At 42.2% G+C, this 20,604-nt stretch carries 14 protein-coding genes and 1 tRNA gene; 5 read left to right on the top strand and 10 right to left on the bottom strand.

Going from position 1 to position 20,604, the window contains the following annotated elements:
* Window positions 1-29 precede the first annotated feature (29 nt).
* From PGR74_RS07730 to PGR74_RS07700, 7 genes are all read right to left on the bottom strand, one after another.
* On the bottom strand, window positions 30-1,736 hold the full coding sequence (locus PGR74_RS07730) for a metallopeptidase TldD-related protein (RefSeq protein ID WP_052634350.1): 1,707 nt from the start codon (window positions 1,734-1,736) through the stop codon (window positions 30-32).
* A 5-nt stretch (window positions 1,737-1,741) separates the two neighbouring features.
* The gene (locus tag PGR74_RS07725) at window positions 1,742-2,164 is read right to left on the bottom strand and encodes a hypothetical protein (RefSeq protein ID WP_041502135.1); all 423 of its coding nucleotides are present in this window, start codon (window positions 2,162-2,164) and stop codon (window positions 1,742-1,744) included.
* 20 nt (window positions 2,165-2,184) lie between these two features.
* Window positions 2,185-2,823, bottom strand: a complete 639-nt coding sequence (locus PGR74_RS07720; RefSeq protein WP_041502136.1) for a hypothetical protein — start codon at window positions 2,821-2,823, stop codon at window positions 2,185-2,187.
* A gap of 1 nt (window position 2,824) precedes the next feature.
* Window positions 2,825-4,405 carry a RagB/SusD family nutrient uptake outer membrane protein gene (locus PGR74_RS07715; protein ID WP_052634351.1) on the bottom strand — a complete coding sequence of 527 codons (1,581 nt, stop codon included), beginning with the start codon at window positions 4,403-4,405 and terminating at the stop codon, window positions 2,825-2,827.
* Between the two features lie 5 nt (window positions 4,406-4,410).
* Window positions 4,411-7,878: a SusC/RagA family TonB-linked outer membrane protein gene (locus PGR74_RS07710; RefSeq protein ID WP_041502137.1), complete on the bottom strand. Its 3,468-nt coding sequence runs from the start codon at window positions 7,876-7,878 to the stop codon at window positions 4,411-4,413.
* Between the two features lie 111 nt (window positions 7,879-7,989).
* Window positions 7,990-9,156 (bottom strand): FecR family protein, encoded by a 1,167-nt coding sequence (locus PGR74_RS07705; RefSeq protein WP_052634353.1) that lies wholly within the window; start codon window positions 9,154-9,156, stop codon window positions 7,990-7,992.
* A gap of 30 nt (window positions 9,157-9,186) precedes the next feature.
* Window positions 9,187-9,765 carry an RNA polymerase sigma-70 factor gene (locus tag PGR74_RS07700; RefSeq protein ID WP_052634355.1) on the bottom strand — a complete coding sequence of 193 codons (579 nt, stop codon included), beginning with the start codon at window positions 9,763-9,765 and terminating at the stop codon, window positions 9,187-9,189.
* A gap of 405 nt (window positions 9,766-10,170) precedes the next feature.
* Between PGR74_RS07700 and PGR74_RS07695 the strand changes: the two genes are divergently transcribed.
* Window positions 10,171-10,746, top strand: a complete 576-nt coding sequence (locus tag PGR74_RS07695; protein ID WP_041502138.1) for a hypothetical protein — start codon at window positions 10,171-10,173, stop codon at window positions 10,744-10,746.
* A 188-nt stretch (window positions 10,747-10,934) separates the two neighbouring features.
* Here the strand turns inward: PGR74_RS07695 and PGR74_RS07690 are convergent.
* Window positions 10,935-11,007: transfer RNA gene (locus tag PGR74_RS07690), tRNA-Lys, on the bottom strand.
* 211 nt (window positions 11,008-11,218) lie between these two features.
* Between PGR74_RS07690 and PGR74_RS07685 the strand changes: the two genes are divergently transcribed.
* Window positions 11,219-11,779 carry a ComEA family DNA-binding protein gene (locus PGR74_RS07685; protein ID WP_041502139.1) on the top strand — a complete coding sequence of 187 codons (561 nt, stop codon included), beginning with the start codon at window positions 11,219-11,221 and terminating at the stop codon, window positions 11,777-11,779.
* Window positions 11,780-11,833: 54 nt separating this feature from the next.
* Complete coding sequence (locus tag PGR74_RS07680; protein WP_041505392.1) at window positions 11,834-14,323, top strand: AsmA-like C-terminal region-containing protein; 2,490 nt, start codon at window positions 11,834-11,836, stop codon at window positions 14,321-14,323.
* Between the two features lie 43 nt (window positions 14,324-14,366).
* On the opposite strand, the gene PGR74_RS07675 is transcribed toward PGR74_RS07680, so the two are convergent.
* Both PGR74_RS07675 and ettA read right to left on the bottom strand, forming a co-directional pair.
* Window positions 14,367-15,170 carry a hypothetical protein gene (locus PGR74_RS07675; protein WP_041502141.1) on the bottom strand — a complete coding sequence of 268 codons (804 nt, stop codon included), beginning with the start codon at window positions 15,168-15,170 and terminating at the stop codon, window positions 14,367-14,369.
* A gap of 11 nt (window positions 15,171-15,181) precedes the next feature.
* Complete coding sequence (gene ettA, locus PGR74_RS07670; protein ID WP_041502142.1) at window positions 15,182-16,858, bottom strand: energy-dependent translational throttle protein EttA; 1,677 nt, start codon at window positions 16,856-16,858, stop codon at window positions 15,182-15,184.
* Window positions 16,859-17,251: 393 nt separating this feature from the next.
* Between ettA and PGR74_RS07665 the strand changes: the two genes are divergently transcribed.
* Both PGR74_RS07665 and tilS read left to right on the top strand, forming a co-directional pair.
* On the top strand, window positions 17,252-19,120 hold the full coding sequence (locus PGR74_RS07665) for a hypothetical protein (RefSeq protein ID WP_041505391.1): 1,869 nt from the start codon (window positions 17,252-17,254) through the stop codon (window positions 19,118-19,120).
* Window positions 19,121-19,237: 117 nt separating this feature from the next.
* Window positions 19,238-20,593 (top strand): tRNA lysidine(34) synthetase TilS, encoded by a 1,356-nt coding sequence (gene tilS, locus PGR74_RS07660; protein WP_052634357.1) that lies wholly within the window; start codon window positions 19,238-19,240, stop codon window positions 20,591-20,593.
* The last annotated feature ends 11 nt before the right edge of the window (window positions 20,594-20,604 follow it).

The raw sequence follows: 20,604 nt of genomic DNA, 5'->3' as shown, positions 1-20,604 counted from the left end.
TTTATCCATAACTCCATTTTTTCATTGAACTATTTCTGAGGTAAATGCACTCTCGGGAGAATAGGAGGCAGAATACTGGACTTAGCCGTGCGCTGCGTCTCTATTTTGCTAACCAAAATAGTCGGAGATATGGCCGTAACCTGAACATTTCCGGACTCTGCCCCACAAATACCGACAAACACGTCTGGATCGTCTCCCGCACACACGATGTTCGAAAACATCGACAAAGGGGTCCCGATCAATATCACTCCCCGAACCAATTCATCCGGACGACCATCCGTGTAAATCCGATAGACTACCAAGGGGGTCACGTTAAACGAATTGGTACTGCCCTTACCCGTGTAAGTCAGACCGCTCGTCACCTCCTTAAAGAAATAACCGTACTCCTTTTTCTGCTTTTTCACCTCTTCGACTAACATACGGCGCAGCTCTTCTTTCGTCTTCGGGGATTTCGTTTCGATACAGAGATTGGATTGCCGGGATACCGGATCGAATCCATCACTGGCACGAGCATGCCCGTTGGTCATGGGAAATCCGTCTATCGGTACCCGGGTCATCAAAAAATCGCGTAATTTACCGTCGACAACTACGTCAACCCGTTTGGAACGGATCCCCTGATCATCAAACTTATAATAACCGTTCAAAGCCTTTCCGGCATAACGGGTTAAGGTCGGATCGTCGAACACCTGAAAATCGGGTGCCAATACACTCTCCCCCACCATCTGTTTAAATGTCTGCCCGTCTTCATCCGTTTTCATACGTTGTCCTTCCAGCCGATGCCCGAATATCTCGTGAAAAAACACCCCGCTGGCAGCTCCCGATAACAAAGCCGGTCCGGTATAAGGTTCGGCAACCGGAGCCTCCCGTAAGGCAGCTAACATTTTTACCATCTCACGGGTATCCGCAATCATTTGCTCATCCGTGGGCAAATCCGCCGGATCGTAAGCAAAATAGGAAAGCAACAAAGGAAGTTCCATACCGTCCAAAGCCGTAACACTCCCCTGAATCATAATCCGGGCATAGGGCAGATTCTCCGCCACGTTCCGACCTTCCGTATCGACGAAATAACGGCGCTCGACCTCATACGTCAAGATCGCATCCCCCCGCGTCATATACATGTTCTCGTTGAATAAATCGGATATTTTTTTCAACCGGACAATCCAGGCGTGCGTATCGACCTTCAACCGGTCAGCCGGGAAAGGAGGTTCGTAATAAGACTCCACGGGAGCGAAAGAGAAATAAGGAGCTTTGTCCTCGTTCTTGACGTTCACCTTACTTTGCGCCTTCGAACGCTCGTATATATCCGAGGCAAACGCGTACCGGGAAGAAGACTCCATCCAGATCGCCTGACGGATGGCTTTCTCGTTATTCTCGTCATCGATAGGCAATACCGCATATGAAATTCCTCTCTCGGAGACTTCCGCTCCCATCGGGTAATAGCTGAAATTATCCAGAAGAGAATCCCCGATCCGGATATGCGGAATCATGATCCGGGTATGCCTGGACTGATTGTCCCTCAATACCCCGAACGAGGCCGCAATCGTCGTACTCCAAGTATCGATAATCCTGTAATTCATATAATAGGGGGGAAATTTTTCCCCCTGCAATTCCCGGTAATGTTCATTCAATTCACCGGAAAGCATGATCAGCAATTTATCTTCCGATTGCGCGAATGCTCCGGGAATACCTATTATTCCAAGGACACAATATAAATAAATAAACTTTACTCTTTTCATCTATTTCATTTTAAGATAAATGTAAAAGCATCTTTCACCACTTGACTATATCCCGGGCCTGTCAAACGAACCGATACCGTATAGCGTCCGGCCGGAGACTTCCCCTCGAAAGGATAACGTAAAATACCCCCGCCTAAAATAGATACCTCTTTCATAAAGGAGGTAACAGCCACCTCTCCGGCTGTTGAGGAAACAGATTCCACTGTAAAATCAATACGTTCCGTTCCCTCGTACCCTTGCATCGCCAGTGATTGCCAAGGAGATTTATACTCTATCCGCACGGCATCCAGTTCCGGATCCGGAACAAGACGAACAACCATCGTGTCGGGTTCATAAACGGCATTTTCCGTCCTCAAATACCCCTCCTTTTCTTCGCAAGCGACAAGACAGAGGCAGACAATCGGTAATATAAACATGATCCATTTCATAACATTCTGTTTTTTATATTTTATAAATCACCCAATGTAAATTGGTAGGTTAAAGAGTGCACCACGCAATTATCCGGTTCGATATTCGAAGAAGCAATCGAAAAATCGCGAAATGCATTTTGGGAATATACATTCAGAGAAACCGCACCTACATCGGGAATTCCCTGCAAGGTTTCCTGATGCGTATACAACCAGATCGAATTTCCTCCCAAAGTGACATACCAATCCCCGCCATCACCCGGCTCAGCTTCATCCTCATCGTACTTTCCTCTCGGAACATCATCCCGGTAAATCTTCCCATCGATGATGCAATTAAGCAATAGCATCTCACACACTTCAGGTTCTATATCCGAAATTCGTTCGTAACCTTCAAACAGCATATACCTACGAATGGAATGGTTTGTCGGTCCCAAAAAAGTAATTTCAGGGTGCTCAGGATCCTTCCCCTCGAACAAACGGATCATATCCGGTCCGGCCTGTTCTACTAATCTGGCTGTCGAATCCCAATCGTAAGAGTGCCCTGAAGCTTTTAAATACTCCAGTAAACTACCTTCAAAACGGCCGTTATGCAGCCCCGTTTTGACAAAATTATCCTTCGTACAGGCTCCCGTAGCTACAACAAAACCTACAAGGGCCACTATAAATATATGTTTCATCATCTTATTGTACTTTTGTGTTCCAGTAAACATTTTGTAAAACCAAATCGTTGTTTTCCATCGCCCCAGCGTTCACGGGATAATACAAGGCCCCGTTTCGGATATCAGCGTCGGTCAAACGTCCGAAAGCCTCCGGCAATTCCCGCCGTACATACTCTAACCCGTTTCGCACGGCATCATAATAGCGGGTGTCCTCGAACAACAGCTCCCTTTCCCGCTCCCTGAATATTGCTAACTGAACGTCTCCGCCAAAGTCATCCGTCAGGTCGGGTCCCGATAATCCCGCACGTTGACGTACGGCGACCACGTCCTCCATGGGATCGGGCAATCCGGCACGGAAACGACATTCTGCTCTTAACAACATGATATCCGGCAAGCGCCAAACCACCTTATTCATCTCCATTCCCAAATACCGTTTCGAACTTTCATTATCCTTAATATTATAAAATGGAAAACGGAATACATTAGCAAAAGCTTTTTCCATTTCCGTGTAATCGTAAACCTTTATCACCTCCACCATTTGTCCCGTCAGCCAATCGTATTGCATAACCTTCACATGGAATTCGGTCGAATCAATACCATAGAAATAACTTTTTCTTCGCAGGTCCTCAAACGGATAAAGCTCATTGACCGTCTCCTTCGTAAACTCCAATACATCCGGATAAGCAAAGCTCACGTCCATATCCGTTCTGACCGGCCAGCCGATAAACTCCTCGCTGACAAAAGCACGTTCGGTAAACTCTCCCGGCGTTATCCACGTTCTGTAAATTTCCCAAATACTCTCCTCGCTTCCCCCTTTTAATACCCGGGTACATACCTCTTCCGGATCAGCGACCAAACCATAGGCACCGGCCTTGTTCTCGATAATCATCGTACAGTATTTCTCCGCTTCCTCCCAATACTCTTTTTTATTTTCCAAATTGGCCCGCCAGGCATAGATATTAGCCAACAGGGCCGCAGCAGCACCTTTACTCGCGTATTGTTTGATCGTTCTGGACTTTCCGGCATAATCCTTTAAATCTTCGTAATTCGGTAAATCGATAGCCAACAAAGCCCATTTCGTCGCCTCTTCCAAGACCTGCTTTACACTGCTTTTTCCTAATTTCTCCGTAACGGACTCGCTGTTGGGAACGATCGGAGCTTCACCCCAGGCCCGTCCGAGCCAAAAATAACAGACCCCTTTCACGAAATAAGCCTGTAAACGATAGATATCCACGATCTCTTTCGACATCGGGAAACGGTAAGCGTTATCCAAAAGCAGATCGGCATCATGGATGGCGGCATAATACAATTGCCAACTCGCCTGAAAATAGGTTCGCGGAGCCAATTGCCGGGCACGCCTTATGCTGTTCCCCCGGTAATCCTGAGCCACGTTATCCACCTTCATCCCGGCCCACGCGTGCACCTGATCCTGATTCTCCGCGAAACGCAGATTCGACATCATGGAGTTGAGCAGTGCTTCCGCATCTTTTCCCGAACGAAAATAGTTATTGAACGTCGTTGAATTCTCCGGTCTCACGTCCAAAAAATCGGTACACGCAACAGACAGGAGTCCCATGATCATATATATATAAAACCTTTTCATCGCTATTAAAAATTAAGGGTTATACCAAAAGTCCATTTTTCAGGCAAAGGGTATGCTTTGCCCCAATCAATACCACTATCCATATCCACCACTTCGGGATCCGTACCGGAATAATTGGTCCAAGTCCAGATATTCTCTCCCGTGATAAACAAACGGATGCCGCTGAAATAAAATTTCCTATTGAATTTTTCCGGCAGGTTATATCCCAATGTCAATTGTTTCAACCGGAGCATATTGACCCTTTCCACGTTCGAACGCAATTCCGGAAAAACGAAGGAAGCCCCCACGCGCGGCAAATCCGTCAGATCCCCCTCTTTTTCCCAGAAAGTCGTCTTTCTCAAATCCCTGAACATAGGCCCGTCGATGTTCATCGGAGTACCGTATCGTGCGGCATTTATCATTCTCCGTCCTAAAGAATAATTGAAAAGGATATTCAAGTCAAAATTATTCCAGGTAATCTCGTTTGCCCATCCCCCGTAAGCCAACGGCAAAGCACTACCGATGTAATACAAATCTCCGTTACCGATCTCCCCGTTGCCGTCCACGTCCTCTATTTTCACCTCCCCTACGACTCCACTCGTCTCCCCGTATACCTTATTGATATAAATCGGGAAACCCTCGTTATTGTAATAAACGGGAACCTCTTTCTCGTTTTGGTAATACCCCTGATCGTTAAACACGTATATACCGAACAAACCCCGTTTCAGCACGTTACCCATCATATCCTTACCGTCAAAGGTTTTTTCCAATTTGTTCCAGTTCCGGGATATATTCAGCCGGCTTCTCCATTTTATCCTCGTATTCCTGAGTATATCGGCTTTTAATTCCAATTCGATTCCCTCGTTTGAGATCTCTCCTGCGTTTTTCTTGTAAGAATCCATCACCTGCACATCCCCGAAAGTTGGTACGTCCGTAATCAAAGAGTAGGTCAGTTTATTATAGTAATCAAATTTCACATTCAAACGATAATCGAATAATTCCAGATCCAAACCGACGTTATACTGTTTGGTCTTTTCCCAGGTTAAATCGGGTGCAACGGCATTATAGCTGGTCATCCCCGGATTCCCGTGAAATATACCGTTTTTGGACATCAACCCGTAAGCCATGTACGGATCAAGAAATACCTGACCGGACTTTCCCCAGCTTAAACGCAACTTCCCGCTGTTTAACCACGCCACATTTTCCAGAAAGGCTTCGTCCGCAAAATTCCATCCCACCGCAACCGAGGGAAAATTGGCCCAACGTACATTTCTTCCGAAAGTAGAAGAACCGTCTCGGCGATAAGCAAATTCCACGATATAACGTTTTTTGAAATTATAACTCAAGCGACCGAAAAAACTCAACATGACCTTTTCGTTAAAGTTCGATCGGTAATCCGTTCGGGGTCTTGGAGTTAATTTATCCGATTCCGTATAATAAATACCTCCCGGTCCCTGATAATAATACACATTATCGCTTGCACCTCCGTTACCGGATCCCCAATTCTCGAATCCCTGTTCTTTAGAGATACTCATCCCCAATAAAGCCTCTAAGGTGTGTATATTACCCTCTATCCTGTATTTCAACAAATTTTCATTCATCAGCGAAATATCCCTGGATATCTGCCCCATGGAAAGATTTTGACCCTGAGTCGCATCCAAGTTACTCGGAATAAATTCGTTCACGTTGAACTGAGCGTAATCGACCGCCCCCATTCCAGAAAGAGTCAATCCTTTAGCCAATTGAAACTCCAAGCCCAAACTGGCGATTAAACGGTAATTGTCATTCCGGGTCACCGTCTGGTTGATCTTTTCCAAAAACTTATCTTCTATTTTTCCATGCCCGGGAAATAGCGTGGATTGCGAAGCTGGATCGACCGTCATTCCCTCGATTCCGCGATTTCCTCCCTTGTTATTCAGATTTCGGCTTTTATCCATATACCCCAAATAAAGTTGGGTCGTTGCCGTTAAAATAGGAGCAGGTCTGGCCGAGAGGTTCACCATTAAGTTTGCTCGAGAGTAATTACTGCTCAACATAATACCTTTTTCGTCGTAATACCCGGCCCCGATCATATATTGTATCTTATCGGTTCCCCCGGATGCCTGAATATTGGCATTGATCACCTTACCCGTCCGGAAACTATATTTATACCAGTTTGTCTGGTTGTTATAGAAGGGATTCAGACTATCCTGGAGAACTTTATTTTCTCCCGCTGAATCGGGAAACCCGTTTCCCCACCATCCGTCATATCCTCCGTCACCCCTATTGAATGCATCTTCATAAGAAGTCGGGTAAAAATAGAGCCCGTTCATATAATCATATCCCGTTTTCAGGCTATTCCGCATATGGTATATCTTGGTCATTCTCTCCAAACGCCCTCCCGTCTGCTCGGGTGTAACAGGTAAAAAAGAAGCCGTATAGGAAAAATTCACGGAAAATTTGGTTTTCCCAGCCTGTCCTTTTTTAGTCGTAATCAAGACTACCCCGTTTCCCGCCCGGGACCCGTAGATTGCGGCAGCAGCGGCATCTTTCAATATCTCCACGGAAGCAATCATGGAAGGATCCAAATCCGATAACGTATTCGTCCCCGTTACCGGAGAGGTAAAGGAAAACATGGGAACCCCGTCGACCACGTACAAAGGCTGTCCGTCGGTCGCCCCCTCCTGCATCAAGGAGTTATATCCCCGAACGGCAACCCGGTTCCCCCCGGAACCCGGAGCTCCCGACTGGTTCACGATATCCACGCCGGCCAAACGCCCCTGTAACATACTCAAAATACTGTGCGAAGGAAGCTCTTTCATCTCATCGGCCTTTATCGAAGTAATCGAACTGACCATCTCTTTTTTATTCTGCGTACCGTAAGCCCGAATCACCACCTCGTCCAGATCCGTCACTTCTTCCTCCATCTTTACCGACACAGCCTTATCCGCTTCATAAGCCACTTTTTGCGATTTATACCCGACAAACGAGAGTAGCAAGCTCCCCTTTTCCCGGGTTACTGACATCTCGAATTTACCCTCCGAATCGGTAGCCGTTCCGATATTCGTTCCTTCCAGCAACACGGTAACCCCCGGCAAAGGCACACCCTTTTCATCCGTCACTTTCCCTTTCACGACAAACCGTTTTACATCCGCTTCCTTACGTCGGATCATGATATAGATACCCTCCTGTTTATAGGAAAAAGGCTTATCCCGAAAAACCGTATCCAAAATCTGGAATACCGTTTTTTCTTTCACGTCGAATGTTACCTTATACGGTTTCGTATCTTCGTAATTAAACACGAATTTGTAGACATCCGCTTTTTCCAAGGCATTGAATACATCCGACAAAGGCACATTTTCCCATTTGAAACTCAGTTTCTTTTGCTGACCGAAAACAACCGAGGCCATACAAAAGAAGCTTAAAAACAAAATCAAGCGAATACACGTGATGTTTTGCACCCGATTCTTCGTTTTTCGCTCCTCAAAATGAGGTGAAATCGATTTTTTTTCCATAGATTTGTAGTTAAGAATTAAACATGTTCATCCGTCCGATGAACCAAATTCATGTTAAGGGGATAGGTCTCAACTATCCCTTTCTTATTTGGTCCTCGTTCACTTTATCTTTTATATAAAAACGATTACCGTTTTTCCCGTTACCTCAATCCGCAATTTACCCGTCTCGTTCAAACGTCCGATCACCTGTTCCACCGTATCCTTCCGGTTAGCCCAAAACTTAAAGCGAAAATCCTTGGCTTCCGGATTCCGGTAAAACACGGTAAAATCGAACCACCTGCCCAACTCGTCGAGTATGTCTTCTAAACGTACGTTATTATAATAGAAAAATCCCTCTTTCCAAGAGGTATACTCTAACACATCAACCTCCTCTACGTGTAATAAACCGTCACGCAACGAGACATTCTCTCCCGGTTTCAACACGACCTCATGATCCGCACCCGTTCCCTCTTCCTTCACGGAGACAACTCCCTTTATAAGTGTGATATTCTCCACCCCGTTCTCGTATGACTGCACGTTAAATTCCGTACCTAATACGTTGACCTCGGTTCGGGTTGTCGCCACGACAAAAGGACGATCCTCCTCCCGTTTCACGTCGAAATAAGCCTCTCCTTTCAAAAAAACCTCCCGCTTCGCCCCGCTAAACGCCAAAGGATATCTCAATTCGGAATCGGAATTGATCCATACCCGGGTCCCGTCATCCAAAATCAGAATATACTCGCCCCCGCGAGGTACTTTTATCGTGTGAAACTCTTCCGGCCGACAATCATCCCGCAATACTCTCATGTATTTCATTCCTCCCACCGAATCGATAACCACCCCTCGTATGTTTAAAGAATCTTCAGCACCCGTACCGGAAGCCAAAAAGTACTTTTTTCCGCCTTCGGTGATCAACGTTACCGTATTCTTCTCCGTATTCCGGGTTAACTCCATCGGTTGGATAAATTGTCTTTCTCTCTGTTGATAGTAAACAGCCATCGTCACGGAAATCAACACTAAAACCGAAGCCACGAACTTCATCATCCTACGACGGATCCGTATTTTACTCGCCCGTAAAGTTATTCTCTCGTCCAACAAAAACCATTGATACTCCTCGTCCACCTCCATCCCTCCCTTTTCACGCATACCGGCTTCCCGGTAACGCCGTAATCCTTCCAACAGATCCCGATGCTCCTTCACCTCCAACCAAGCTCGAACCTTCGGCTCAGCTAATAATTTCTGATGATGTAAAATATATAATGCGAATTCTATATCCTCGCAATTAAAATCGTTTTGCATGTTTTCGTCTCCTGTTTTTAAGAACACGCACTACGTTTCAAAAAGGGTGATGTCTTGGAATACTTTTTTATTTGTTTTTCGTAAAAAAAATACCAGCAACCAAAGTGCATCATTCGAATACTCTTCCCGGAGGATACGTAAAGCCTTACTTATATGCGTCTTAACCGTATTGATAGAGATAGCCAATTCATCTGCTGCTTCTCGATATTTTCTTCCCTCGAGAAAACATTTCCTGAATACGGTCTTCGTTTGTCCTGGTAAATTTCCGACGGAATCGCACAAACGCTCGATTAAAAGTTCATATTCCATGCAGTCCTCGTTAATTGTCTCCTTCTTTAACGACCATTCGAAGGCAAAACGCTCCTTTGCCTTCCGACGCCGAAGCTGACTCACGCAATGATTACGTACCAAAGTATACAATAACGGTAGAAGAGATTGGGATCGTTCGATCTTTTCAAAATTCCTCCAAACCTTTTCAAACACGTCATTGACCGTATCTTTCGCCGTCTCCTCATCATTCAAAAAGCTAAGGGCATGATAATACAAACGGACATAATTCTCCCGGAACAACTGTTCAAAAACCTCTTTATGGTCAATAAATTTAATCATATAATACCCTGTATCCGGTACAAATATACAATATCAAAATTAGATTAATAAAATAAAAATAGATATTTAATGACATTAAAACAATATCATTATTTTACCAACACTTCCAATATCCATTCATTATAAATATAATACTTTAGCATTAAAGGTATTACCGAAAGAAGAGATAAAAAGCAAAAACTGTAAACAATACGGGTTTAAGACTTCTTGTCATTTGACAAATAGGGTGTATGATCAATTCACTGTTCTCATGATAACACCCCTGCTTACTACCAACCGTAGATTTTTCAGACATAAATAAACCATTCTATACATAATTATTATTCAGCCTGTTATATGACAAATATAATTGCATATGTAAAAAATATCCCTATATTTGTGTAGAACGATTAAAAATTACAGCTTATGAAACGCCTTATCGCCTTGCTTGCGGTTCAGCTATTATTCTGGGGTTCCTTATCGGCACAGAGGATAACAGAATTTTCGGAATATGATTTTTTGTTTGAAAAAAGACCATTTGGCAGATTATTTTCAGATACCCTAAAAAAACCAAATCTCGATAACGCATTTACCTTAAGCAATCCACTCCAACCAGATCCGAAAAAAAAGATTTTGACCAGAAACGATTCGATCTATTTCAAAAAACTACCTCTTAAAGAACCGAATGCAAAGAGGGATGGGTTATCCAACGTTGATTTCAAATACATATTACCTGCAAAACCCTTGTTTTATATCTCGTTATGGGATTATTCCCCCAAACCCATGCCGGATAAAAGATCTCTTTTCTATAACCCGCTTGAAAGAAAATCGAGAGATTTACAAAACTTACGATACTTATGGTCCGGAGATATTACCCACTTTAGAGAAATCGGTTATTCCGGTAATTATCCCGGCCAACAAAAACCAGTATATAAAATTTATATCGTAAGAAACGGAAAAAAAATCAAAGGGTTTGGAATCGAATTGTTAGATGACGAGTAACGAGATGTACACGCGAGAAGTAGGCATAAAAACAGAAAAATCAAAGAATTTACAAAATCCATATCAGATAAGAGAGAGAAAAAAAATCGTAAAATCGAATTATAACATAACAAGTATCGATAATTAAATTAAAATCAGCCATCAAAAAAACCAAATCGTCTATGATCGATTTGGTCTCTAAAGCATTGTGATCCAGCTGGGATTCGAACCCAGGACCCCAACATTAAAAGTGTTGTGCTCTACCGGCTGAGCTACTGAATCGTCAATTGTTTTTTTACAATTGCGGTGCAAAGGTATATATTTTTGCATCCCACACAAATTTATTTTCGTTTATTTTCCGGACTTTTTTACACTTCTTTCTTGGAAAAACATTAAATAGTTGATAAACAAAATCTCCATAGTGCATAGCCCTTCTCTTTGATATTTCAAAAAAATATCATAACTTATAACCATTTATAAAATCACAATAAATATGCCGCTTAGATCGTCAGAGAAAAAAGGAATTATCGTACTATCTTTTCTGCTAACAGGCTTCTTCGTATTTCCTCTTCTAATCGAGGAAGACGACACCCCTTTTTTCCTGCTCACGCAAGCCGAGATTCCCGATTCCATGGTACAGCTCTCGACTCATCCGGCCTCTCCGGTAAAACGGTTTGAATTGAACTCGGTCGACAGTGTTTCTTTAACCAAGATAAAAGGCATCGGTCCCTACTACGCTTCCAAGATACTAAAATACAGAAAACGCCTCGGTGGTTTTCATACTCCCCTACAATTGAAAGAAATCTCCTTCAAATACCTCTCCGTAGACTCTTTGCTGGATCACTTTTATGCCGATCCCAAACACATTACAAAAAAAGAGATGGATACCATGAGCTTTAAAAGCATATTGAGCCATCCTTATTTGGAATACGGGGAAGTGCAACTGATCTTTAAAGCGAAGAAAGAGTGGGGAACAATCACCTACTCCCTGTTGGAGCAGAAAAAAATATTGGCACCCCACAAACTCAAAAAGATAAAACCTTACTTCAAATAATTTACATAACTTTGTAGGGACTCATTATTGATTAGAAACATAAAACAACTAAATATGAAGAAAGTATTCATTATTATCCTCGGTATTTTTATACTGTTCATTATCGCACTGATAACGATTCCGGTATTCTTTAAAAGCGACATTCTCCGGCTTATAGAAGAACAGTCCTCAAAGTATATGAAGGCCGACTTAAAAATCGGAGACGTAAACTTAAGCATGTTCAAAAATTTTCCGGATTTAAGCGTTACATTAACGGATGTCATGTTATCCGAGAACCGGGAAACGGTAAAAGACACCTTAATTCGTATTCCTGAATTTGAAGCATCCGTTAATCTAAAATCTCTTATTTCGGGAAACGAGATCATCATCAACCGTATTTTATTAAAAGATTGCCGTTTGATGCCGCAAGTAACGGCCTCCGGTCGGGAGAACTGGGACATTATGATCGCATCGGACAGTACGGGAACCGCCACTCCACAAGATAGTATTCAGACAAAAACAGACGCCTCCGGAAAATCGGTCAGATTCAATCACATCGAGATCCGGGACCTTTATTTAGATTACAAAGATTTTCAATCTTCCACCTATTTCAGCATCGATAAAATCAACCTGGAATTGCAAGGAAATCTTTCCGAAACAAATACGCTTCTACAAATTTTACTCCATTTGGAAAATATCTGTTTCCGTCAAGGCAACAGCGTATGGGTCAACAACACGAATTTCAACTGGCAAGCCGATATCGAAGCCAATCTGAAGGAGATGCTGTTCCATATTAAGAAAAACGACATGTCGTTGAACGACCTGAAATTAGATTTGACAGGCAATGTTGGTATAGGAAAAGAAAAATACGATATGGATCTGAAGCTAAACGCTCCCGATACCCAATTCGAAAGTCTTTTGGCTATGGTTCCGAAAGAATTCCAAAAAGAGATTGAAGGAGTAAAAACTTCCGGAGGTTTTCAGCTTAATGCCACGGCGAAAGGAGAATATTACGAAAATCATCTCCCGCAATTCGATATCCAATTCAATATATTGGATGCCAGTTTAAAATATCCGGAGCTTCCTGAATCCATCGAAAAGATCAATCTTAAGTTAAGTATTACTAATCCGGGAGGAACTCCCTCCCTAACGGTTGCAGATTTACGTACCCTATCCTTTTCCGTGGCAGATAATCCGTTCGACATGAGCTTATTGGTTTCCAACCCGGAAGATCCCACACTAAAAGGAGAAGCCAAAGGCGTCATCAATTTCGAAAGTCTTAAAAAAGCTCTTCCCTTGCAAGACATCACCCTCAACGGAATACTTTCCGTAGATATGGCGTTCAACGGAAAATACCAATACATCGAAAAAGAACAATACGAAAAATTTTCCGCTACCGGAAAAATTTCATTGAAAGATGTTCTGTTCAAAAACAGTGATTTTCCCAAAGGCATCGTCATCCCCTCCGGAGATTTAACCGTAACCCCGGCTCGTTTGAATTTGAAGAATCTATCGATTCAAATCAATTCATCCGATCTCACCTTGGAGGGATACGTGGCCGACTATCTGCCCTATATATTTAAGAACCAAACATTAAAAGGGAATTTTAATTTAAATTCAAAATTATTGAACCTGAATGAATTGATGGCAAATATAGCCACGGATACCACACAAATACAAAAGGATAACGCTTCTTCATCGCCTAACGGAGTATTTGAAGTTCCCAAAAATATCCAACTGGGTTTAAATACCAACGTTAAAACCTTATTGTTCGATCAACTGACCGTCAAGAACATTAACGGGAATGTACAAACAGCAGGAGGCGTGGCTACCCTTAAAAATCTCAGCATGGATATGCTGGAGGGAAAAATACTCATGAACGGATCCTATAACACGACCCATCCGGCTAAACCATTCGTGGACTTCAATCTCCGGATAGACGATTTCGATATCGATGCCGCCTACCATGCGTTTAGCTTTATCAAACAAAGTATTCCCATGGCGATGAATTGTTCCGGAAAAATCTCTACCGTAATGAAATTTTCCGCTAATTTGGATCAGGAGATGAGTCCGATCATGAACACGGTAAACGGAGGAGGAAGTCTTTCCACGGCCGGATTCTTAATAAAAGACAACCCGGCTATGGCGAAATTAGCCACTTTATTAAAAAATGACGAATTAAGCCGAATCAGTATCAGCAAGTTAAAAATAGACTTTAAACTGGATCACGGAAATATTATCATAGAACCCTTTACCACCCATTTAGCAGGAAACCCGACGACAATCTACGGTTCCCAAACTGTAAACGGGGAGATGGACTATACCCTCTCCATGAACATCGACCGGAAATATTTCGGAAAAGATATCAACAACGTACTCTCCGCACTCCCGGGAGCAAGCAATATTAAAGCGTTGGATGTTGACGTAAAGATTGAAGGAACCCTTGATAAACCTATCGTGAAACCAGATTTAACAAAAGCGATAAAAGCCGTAGAGAAAGAAGCGGGCAAAGAAGTTAAAAAGAATATACTGAAAGGACTTGACAAGCTGTTCAAAAAGAAATAACCCTCCTCAATAAAATAAGGCTGCTTTTAAAAGTAGCCTTATTTTATTGATCGAAACCCGGACGACAAAAATTTCGGGCATCCGGAAAGCGATGTTCCAGGTCCCGCAGCATTTGCTCCAAAACGACCAAAATACGTTCTATATCCTGTTGAAAATAAACCACCTTGTTTTTCAACACGGACCAGGCTTGATAAGAAATTTCAATAGCCAACAAGGCTACCTTCGCCGAGCCGTTATAATCATTTTCTTCCTGTTTGGCATTGATTTTATCCGCGTAAATATGAAAGCCGTACAAAGCCCGTTTCATTTTCGCGTGAATCAGATCCAGATACCAGCTGATTTCCACCAATGCTTCATCGACCTCCTTCGTCTTTATTCCATTACCTTTCTCCTCCTCTTCATCCAATTTCTGATATATACTCTCCTGACACTTATCAGCCAAAGTCTCATATATCCGGTTACAGCAGATCATATCTTCCCTCTCCACTTTTCTGGCCAGCTCTTCGTCATCATCGTCCAAATCCTCATAATCTTCGCCCCAGAAACCCTTATCGATATTTTCTGCCCGATATATGTCTTCAATCGCGATTCCCTTCTCCTCAGCCAACTCCCGTAATACCTCATAGGTTGAATCGAAGATACTTTTCAAACGAGAAAGAGCTACATCATCATCATCCGGCAACTCCTCATCGAAATCGACCTTTGCTCTTTCTTTCAATTTTTTCCCCATCGTGAAGCTCATGCAACGGGATTGAAATTTACAGCGTTCACACCAACGATCGCAATAATTATATATACCGGGAACAAAACCAGTATTCACGATATTATTTTCTTTTTTCTTAGGCACGCTTTCTAACCTTAGCCGATTAATTTTTTATAACGTATACGTTTAGGAGTAACATCCCCCAAACGTTTCTTTTTATTTTCCTCGTATTCGGAGTAACTCCCTTCAAAATACACCACCTTAGAATCACCCTCGAATGCCAGAATATGAGTCGCGATACGATCCAAAAACCAACGGTCATGGGAAACCACAACCGCACAACCGGCAAAATTTTCCAAACCTTCTTCCAATGCCCGCAACGTATTCACATCGATATCGTTTGTAGGCTCATCCAATAATAGAACGTTTGCTTCCTCCTTTAACGCCAAAGCCAAATGCAGGCGATTTCTCTCTCCCCCGGACAGGACTCCACACTTTTTTTCCTGGTCGGAACCTGAAAAATTAAATTTAGAAACATACGCCCGGGCGTTTATTTCACGCCCTCCCACGGTTATCAGGTCACTCCCTCCCGAAATAATTTGATACACGGTCTTTTCCGGATCAATGGAAGCATGTTGTTGATCGACATAACCAATCTTCACCGTTGGGCCGACTTCAAACGTCCCGGCATCAGCCTTTTCCAATCCCATTATCATCCTGAAAAGAGTCGTTTTTCCCGCTCCATTCGGTCCGATCACCCCGACAATTCCGGCCGGAGGCAACTGGAACTCCAAATCCTCGAAAAGCAATTTCTCGCCAAATCCTTTCGACACATGCTCCGCTTCAATAACCTTATTCCCGAGACGAGGACCATTCGGTATAAAAATCTCCAATTGTTCTTCTTTCTCCTTTACGTCTTCCTCCATCATTCGATCGTAAGCCTTTAAACGAGCCTTACTTTTTGCCTGACGGGCTTTCGGAGACATTCTCACCCATTCCAATTCTCTTTCCAGCGTCTTTCTTCGTTTACTTGCCTGTTTCTCTTCCTGCTCCATACGTCTCGCTTTTTGCTCCAACCAGGAGGAATAATTTCCCTCCCAAGGAATTCCTTCTCCCCGATCCAACTCTAAAATCCATCCTGCCACGTTATCCAGAAAATAACGGTCGTGAGTCACACATATTACCGTTCCGGGATATTGATGCAAATGTTGTTCCAGCCATTCGACCGATTCGGCATCCAAATGGTTCGTAGGCTCATCCAGTAATAAAATATCGGGTTCCTTTAACAGCAATCTGCATAGAGCAACCCGACGACGTTCTCCCCCGGACAAGTTCTTAACCAAAGCATCCGGTTCCGGACAACGAAGAGCATCCATAGCCCGCTCCAATTTCTGATCGATTTCCCATCCTCCGTTATGTTCTATCAATTCGGTCAATTCTCCCTGACGGACCATCAATTTATCCATCTCCTCATCACTCATCGGTTCACAGAACTTCAGGTTCACCTCCTCGTACTCTTTCAATAAATCCATCACTTCCTGAACTCCTTCCTCAACGACCTCTTTCACTGTTTTCGTATCATCCAACAAAGGCTCCTGGGGAAGATAACCTATCGAATGTTCTTTGGACCAGACAACTTTCCCCTCATAATTGGAATCCAAGCCGGCGATAATTTTTAATAAAGTGGATTTACCCGACCCATTCAATCCAATTACTCCAATCTTCGCACCATAAAAGAAAGAAAGGGATATATCTTTTATTATCTTTCGTTGCGGAGGGATAGTTTTACTTACCCTCATCATTGAAAAAATAATTTTTTTATCGTCTGCCATATGCTTTAACTTGTTCTATTATTATGTTTAAATTATATCTACGACTGATTTCCACTCAAAACGGATACAAAGATAAACCATATCCATCAATAAAAAAAATCGCAATACTTAATAACACTAAGTAAAAATCATTTTATCCCCCTCAAAGAGCTTCAAACAAAAAAACAATTTATCGGCCTATTAAAAATTTCATGACTATTTCTCTCATCCACCTTTTATCTTTTTTTATTTCAATAATACAAGAGACTCGTGCATATTTCACATATTTTATGAATTACAAAAGTCATAAAAGAAGAGATTTATCTATTATTGATCGATATCAAATGAAAAATAGAACACGTTACAACCGAGATAAATTTCATTACTTTTGCCAAAATAAAACGAATAGCTGCTATGATAAAAATAAAACAGTTTATCTATTTATCGTGGATCTTCTGCACCACGTTATGCTTTTCTTGTCGTACACATTCCGAAAAGTTAAACGATGCCTTAAAATTAAGCGGAAAAAATCGACAAGAATTAGAAAAAGTATTAAAGCATTATTCACAAGACCGGGCCGATAGCTTGAAACGGAAAGCGGCTATTTTCCTCATTGAAAATATGCCCGGTCATTTTTCCTACAACGGCCCCTACCTGAGAGAGTTTAAAAATATTGTCGATACGTTGCCGGATTCCTATTGGCTAAAAAAAATCATCTTAATGCAACCCTACCGTTATAAAGAGTACAGAGAACAACTACAAGAAGAGGAGGATATCAAACATATCAAAGCCGACTATTTGATCCATAACATAGACGCAGCTTTTAAGATGCTGGAAACCAAACCTTGGTTGGAATCTTTACCATTCGAGGATTTTTGTGAATATCTATTACCCTACCGTATCGATAACGAGTTACTCGACAATTGGAAGGATTCGATTATTCCCATTTACGAAAATAAAATTACAGAAAAGACGACTTATTGTGACGATCAAAGATATTCTGCGTTCCAATTGGCAAAAGAAACATCTATTGAGTTTTATAGCAGCGAACAAGCCTCTTCCGATATGATTGCCGGTATTCCTTACCAAAAATACGAGTGTATCAACGACAGTCGGTTACGCGTGATAGCAACGCGCAAGGTAGGCATTCCCTGTACTATCGATTTCGTCCCGGCTTGGGCAGACATGAACGGATATCATTATTGGATGGTCGTTGTCGATCCAAAATACAAAACCCTTTCCTCCTATCAGATCGAAGGGAAAACAGCCCCGAAGGTGTACCGGAGAACTTTTTCCATCAACGAAATCCCGCGTGATCCGAAAGGGGAAAATTTTATTCCAGAATTTTTCAAAGATCCTTTTAATAAAGATGTGACTGATATATACCTCAACACTTCCGATGTAAAGGTAAACCTTTTATTCCCTCCTTCCCGCGGTGTCAAATACGCCTATATAGCCATGTTTAACGATTTGACCCTAAAAATCGTGGGGTGGGGCAAAATAACACGCGATCAAGTAACATTCCCAAAATTAGGAAGAGGTATTGTTTATTTTCCGGTCTACTTCTCAGGCAATCAGCTGATGAACGGAAACTTCCCGTTTATTTTAAAAATGAATGGCGAAACCGAATTTTTGATTCCGGATACCACCCGACGTCAAACCATCAGGATTACCCGGAAATTTCCCGTTATCGGTTACAAAACCGTATACGGAGAACTATTAAAAGGGAACTGTTTCAGTGCCTCCAATACCCTTTCGTTTAAAGACTCGACAATCATCCACAAAATTACCGAAAACCCATACATGCATTACACGACATTCAAAGTGGATACGAATTTAAAATACCGGTATTGGAAAATAAGCAATACGCATTACTCTCATATAGCAGAACTTGTTTTCCGTGATGCAAAAGGGAATTATTTATCCTGGAAAACCATTCCTCAGGATAGAAACCGCCAGGAAGAATATTTAGGCGACAACGATCCGTTAACCTATACTTACATTTACAGGAATCTCCTTCTGGATTTCGGGGAACCGGTACAAATCTCTTCCGTAGGTTATCTTTCTCAAAACGACGGTAATGGTATATACCCCGGCAACGAGTACGAACTATTCTTTTACGACCGTAACGGTTGGCACTCTCTGGGACGGAAAACAGCGGACGATCATTATATCGAGTACGAATCCGTCCCGGCCGGAGCCTTATACTGGTTAAGAAATCATACGACGGGACGGGAAGAACGTCCTTTTACCTACAAGAACGGAGAAGTACATTTCTGGTAATCTCCTCTTTACGAGATAGCCGGAGGCCGATCATCTTTTTACAGAACTTTCGATATGCTAATTTTCATAATCTCGATAAAAATCGCTATTTTAGTCTATCATTAGAACGATAAAATCATGATAGAGACAATTAATCATTTTCTGGAAGAGCATTCCATCGACAAAAACGCCGGTTTTATCATTGCGGTAAGCGGAGGAGCTGATTCAATAGCCTTATTACATGCATTTAAATACTTAAATATCAAAATATTGGCACTACACTGCAACTTTAATTTGCGTGGAAGAGAATCCAATATGGACGAACAATTCGTCAAGCGATTTTGTGACACTTACGGAATCCCTCATAGCGTCAAAAAATTCGATACGCTCGCTTACGCCAAAAGCAAAGGAATAAGTATTGAAATGGCTGCCAGAGAATTGCGATACAATTGGTTTGAAGAAGTCCGTCAGAAAAAAAACATGGACTATATCGTGGTGGGACATCATGCCGATGACCTGGCTGAAACTATTTTTATCAATTTCTGCCGGGGAACCGGCATTAAAGGACTCACCGGAATCCGTCCGATAAACGGACGGATATTACGTCCTCTATTAAACCGCTCTAAAAATGAAATCATCGATTATATTACTCTCAATAAGTTAGGGTACCGTGTTGACTCAACGAACAACACGTTAGATTACGTACGAAACAAAATCCGCCACCTTATTATTCCAGTATGCAAAGACATCAATCCCTCCTTTTTAAAAACCGTACAGGAAAATTGTCAGGCGATGCGGGAAGTCGAACAAATCTATCTACACGGTATAAAACAGTTGAAACGACAAATCATGTCCGAAGAAAACGGAGAGATACTAATCCATATCCAACAGACGTTAGATTCACCTGCACCTTATACTTTATTATACGAGATATTAAAACCTTACGGATTTAATACCACTCAGGTAAAAGATATATTAGAAAGTAACGATTCCATCCCCGGGAAACAATTTCAAGCGGAAGAGTACTTATTGACCAAAGGACGCACGTACTGGAGATTATTTAATATCCTTGAAAAAGAAGACGAACATACTCTAATGGCCGACAACGGTACTTATTATTTAAATAACGTCACTTTTACGTTGGATGAAACGGAGATCACTCCCGAGTTTGAAATACCCAAAGAAAGCCATATCGCCTGTTTCGATTTAGATAAAATCAATTATCCTCTTATCGTACGTCATTGGGCTACAGGAGACTGGTTTTGTCCATTAGGAATGAAAAGAAGCAAAAAGAAATTGAGTGATTTATTTACCGATTTAAAGTTCAGCGCAAAACAAAAAAAAGAATGCCTTATCATCCAATCCGGAAAAGACATCGTTTGGGTCGTGGGACATCGTTTGGACGATCGTTATAAAATTACTCCCGGCACCAAAAAAGCTTTAATAATAAAAGTCTCAGCCAAACCTCAAGGAGAAAAACAGGCAAAAAATTAAAAAAGAGGCCT

It is taken from the genome of Sanguibacteroides sp. AM78-02pH3A (assembly GCF_027666085.1).
In the GTDB taxonomy this organism is placed as follows: domain Bacteria; phylum Bacteroidota; class Bacteroidia; order Bacteroidales; family Marinifilaceae; genus Gabonibacter; species Gabonibacter massiliensis.
This window is presented reverse-complemented; position numbering and strand designations above follow the sequence as displayed.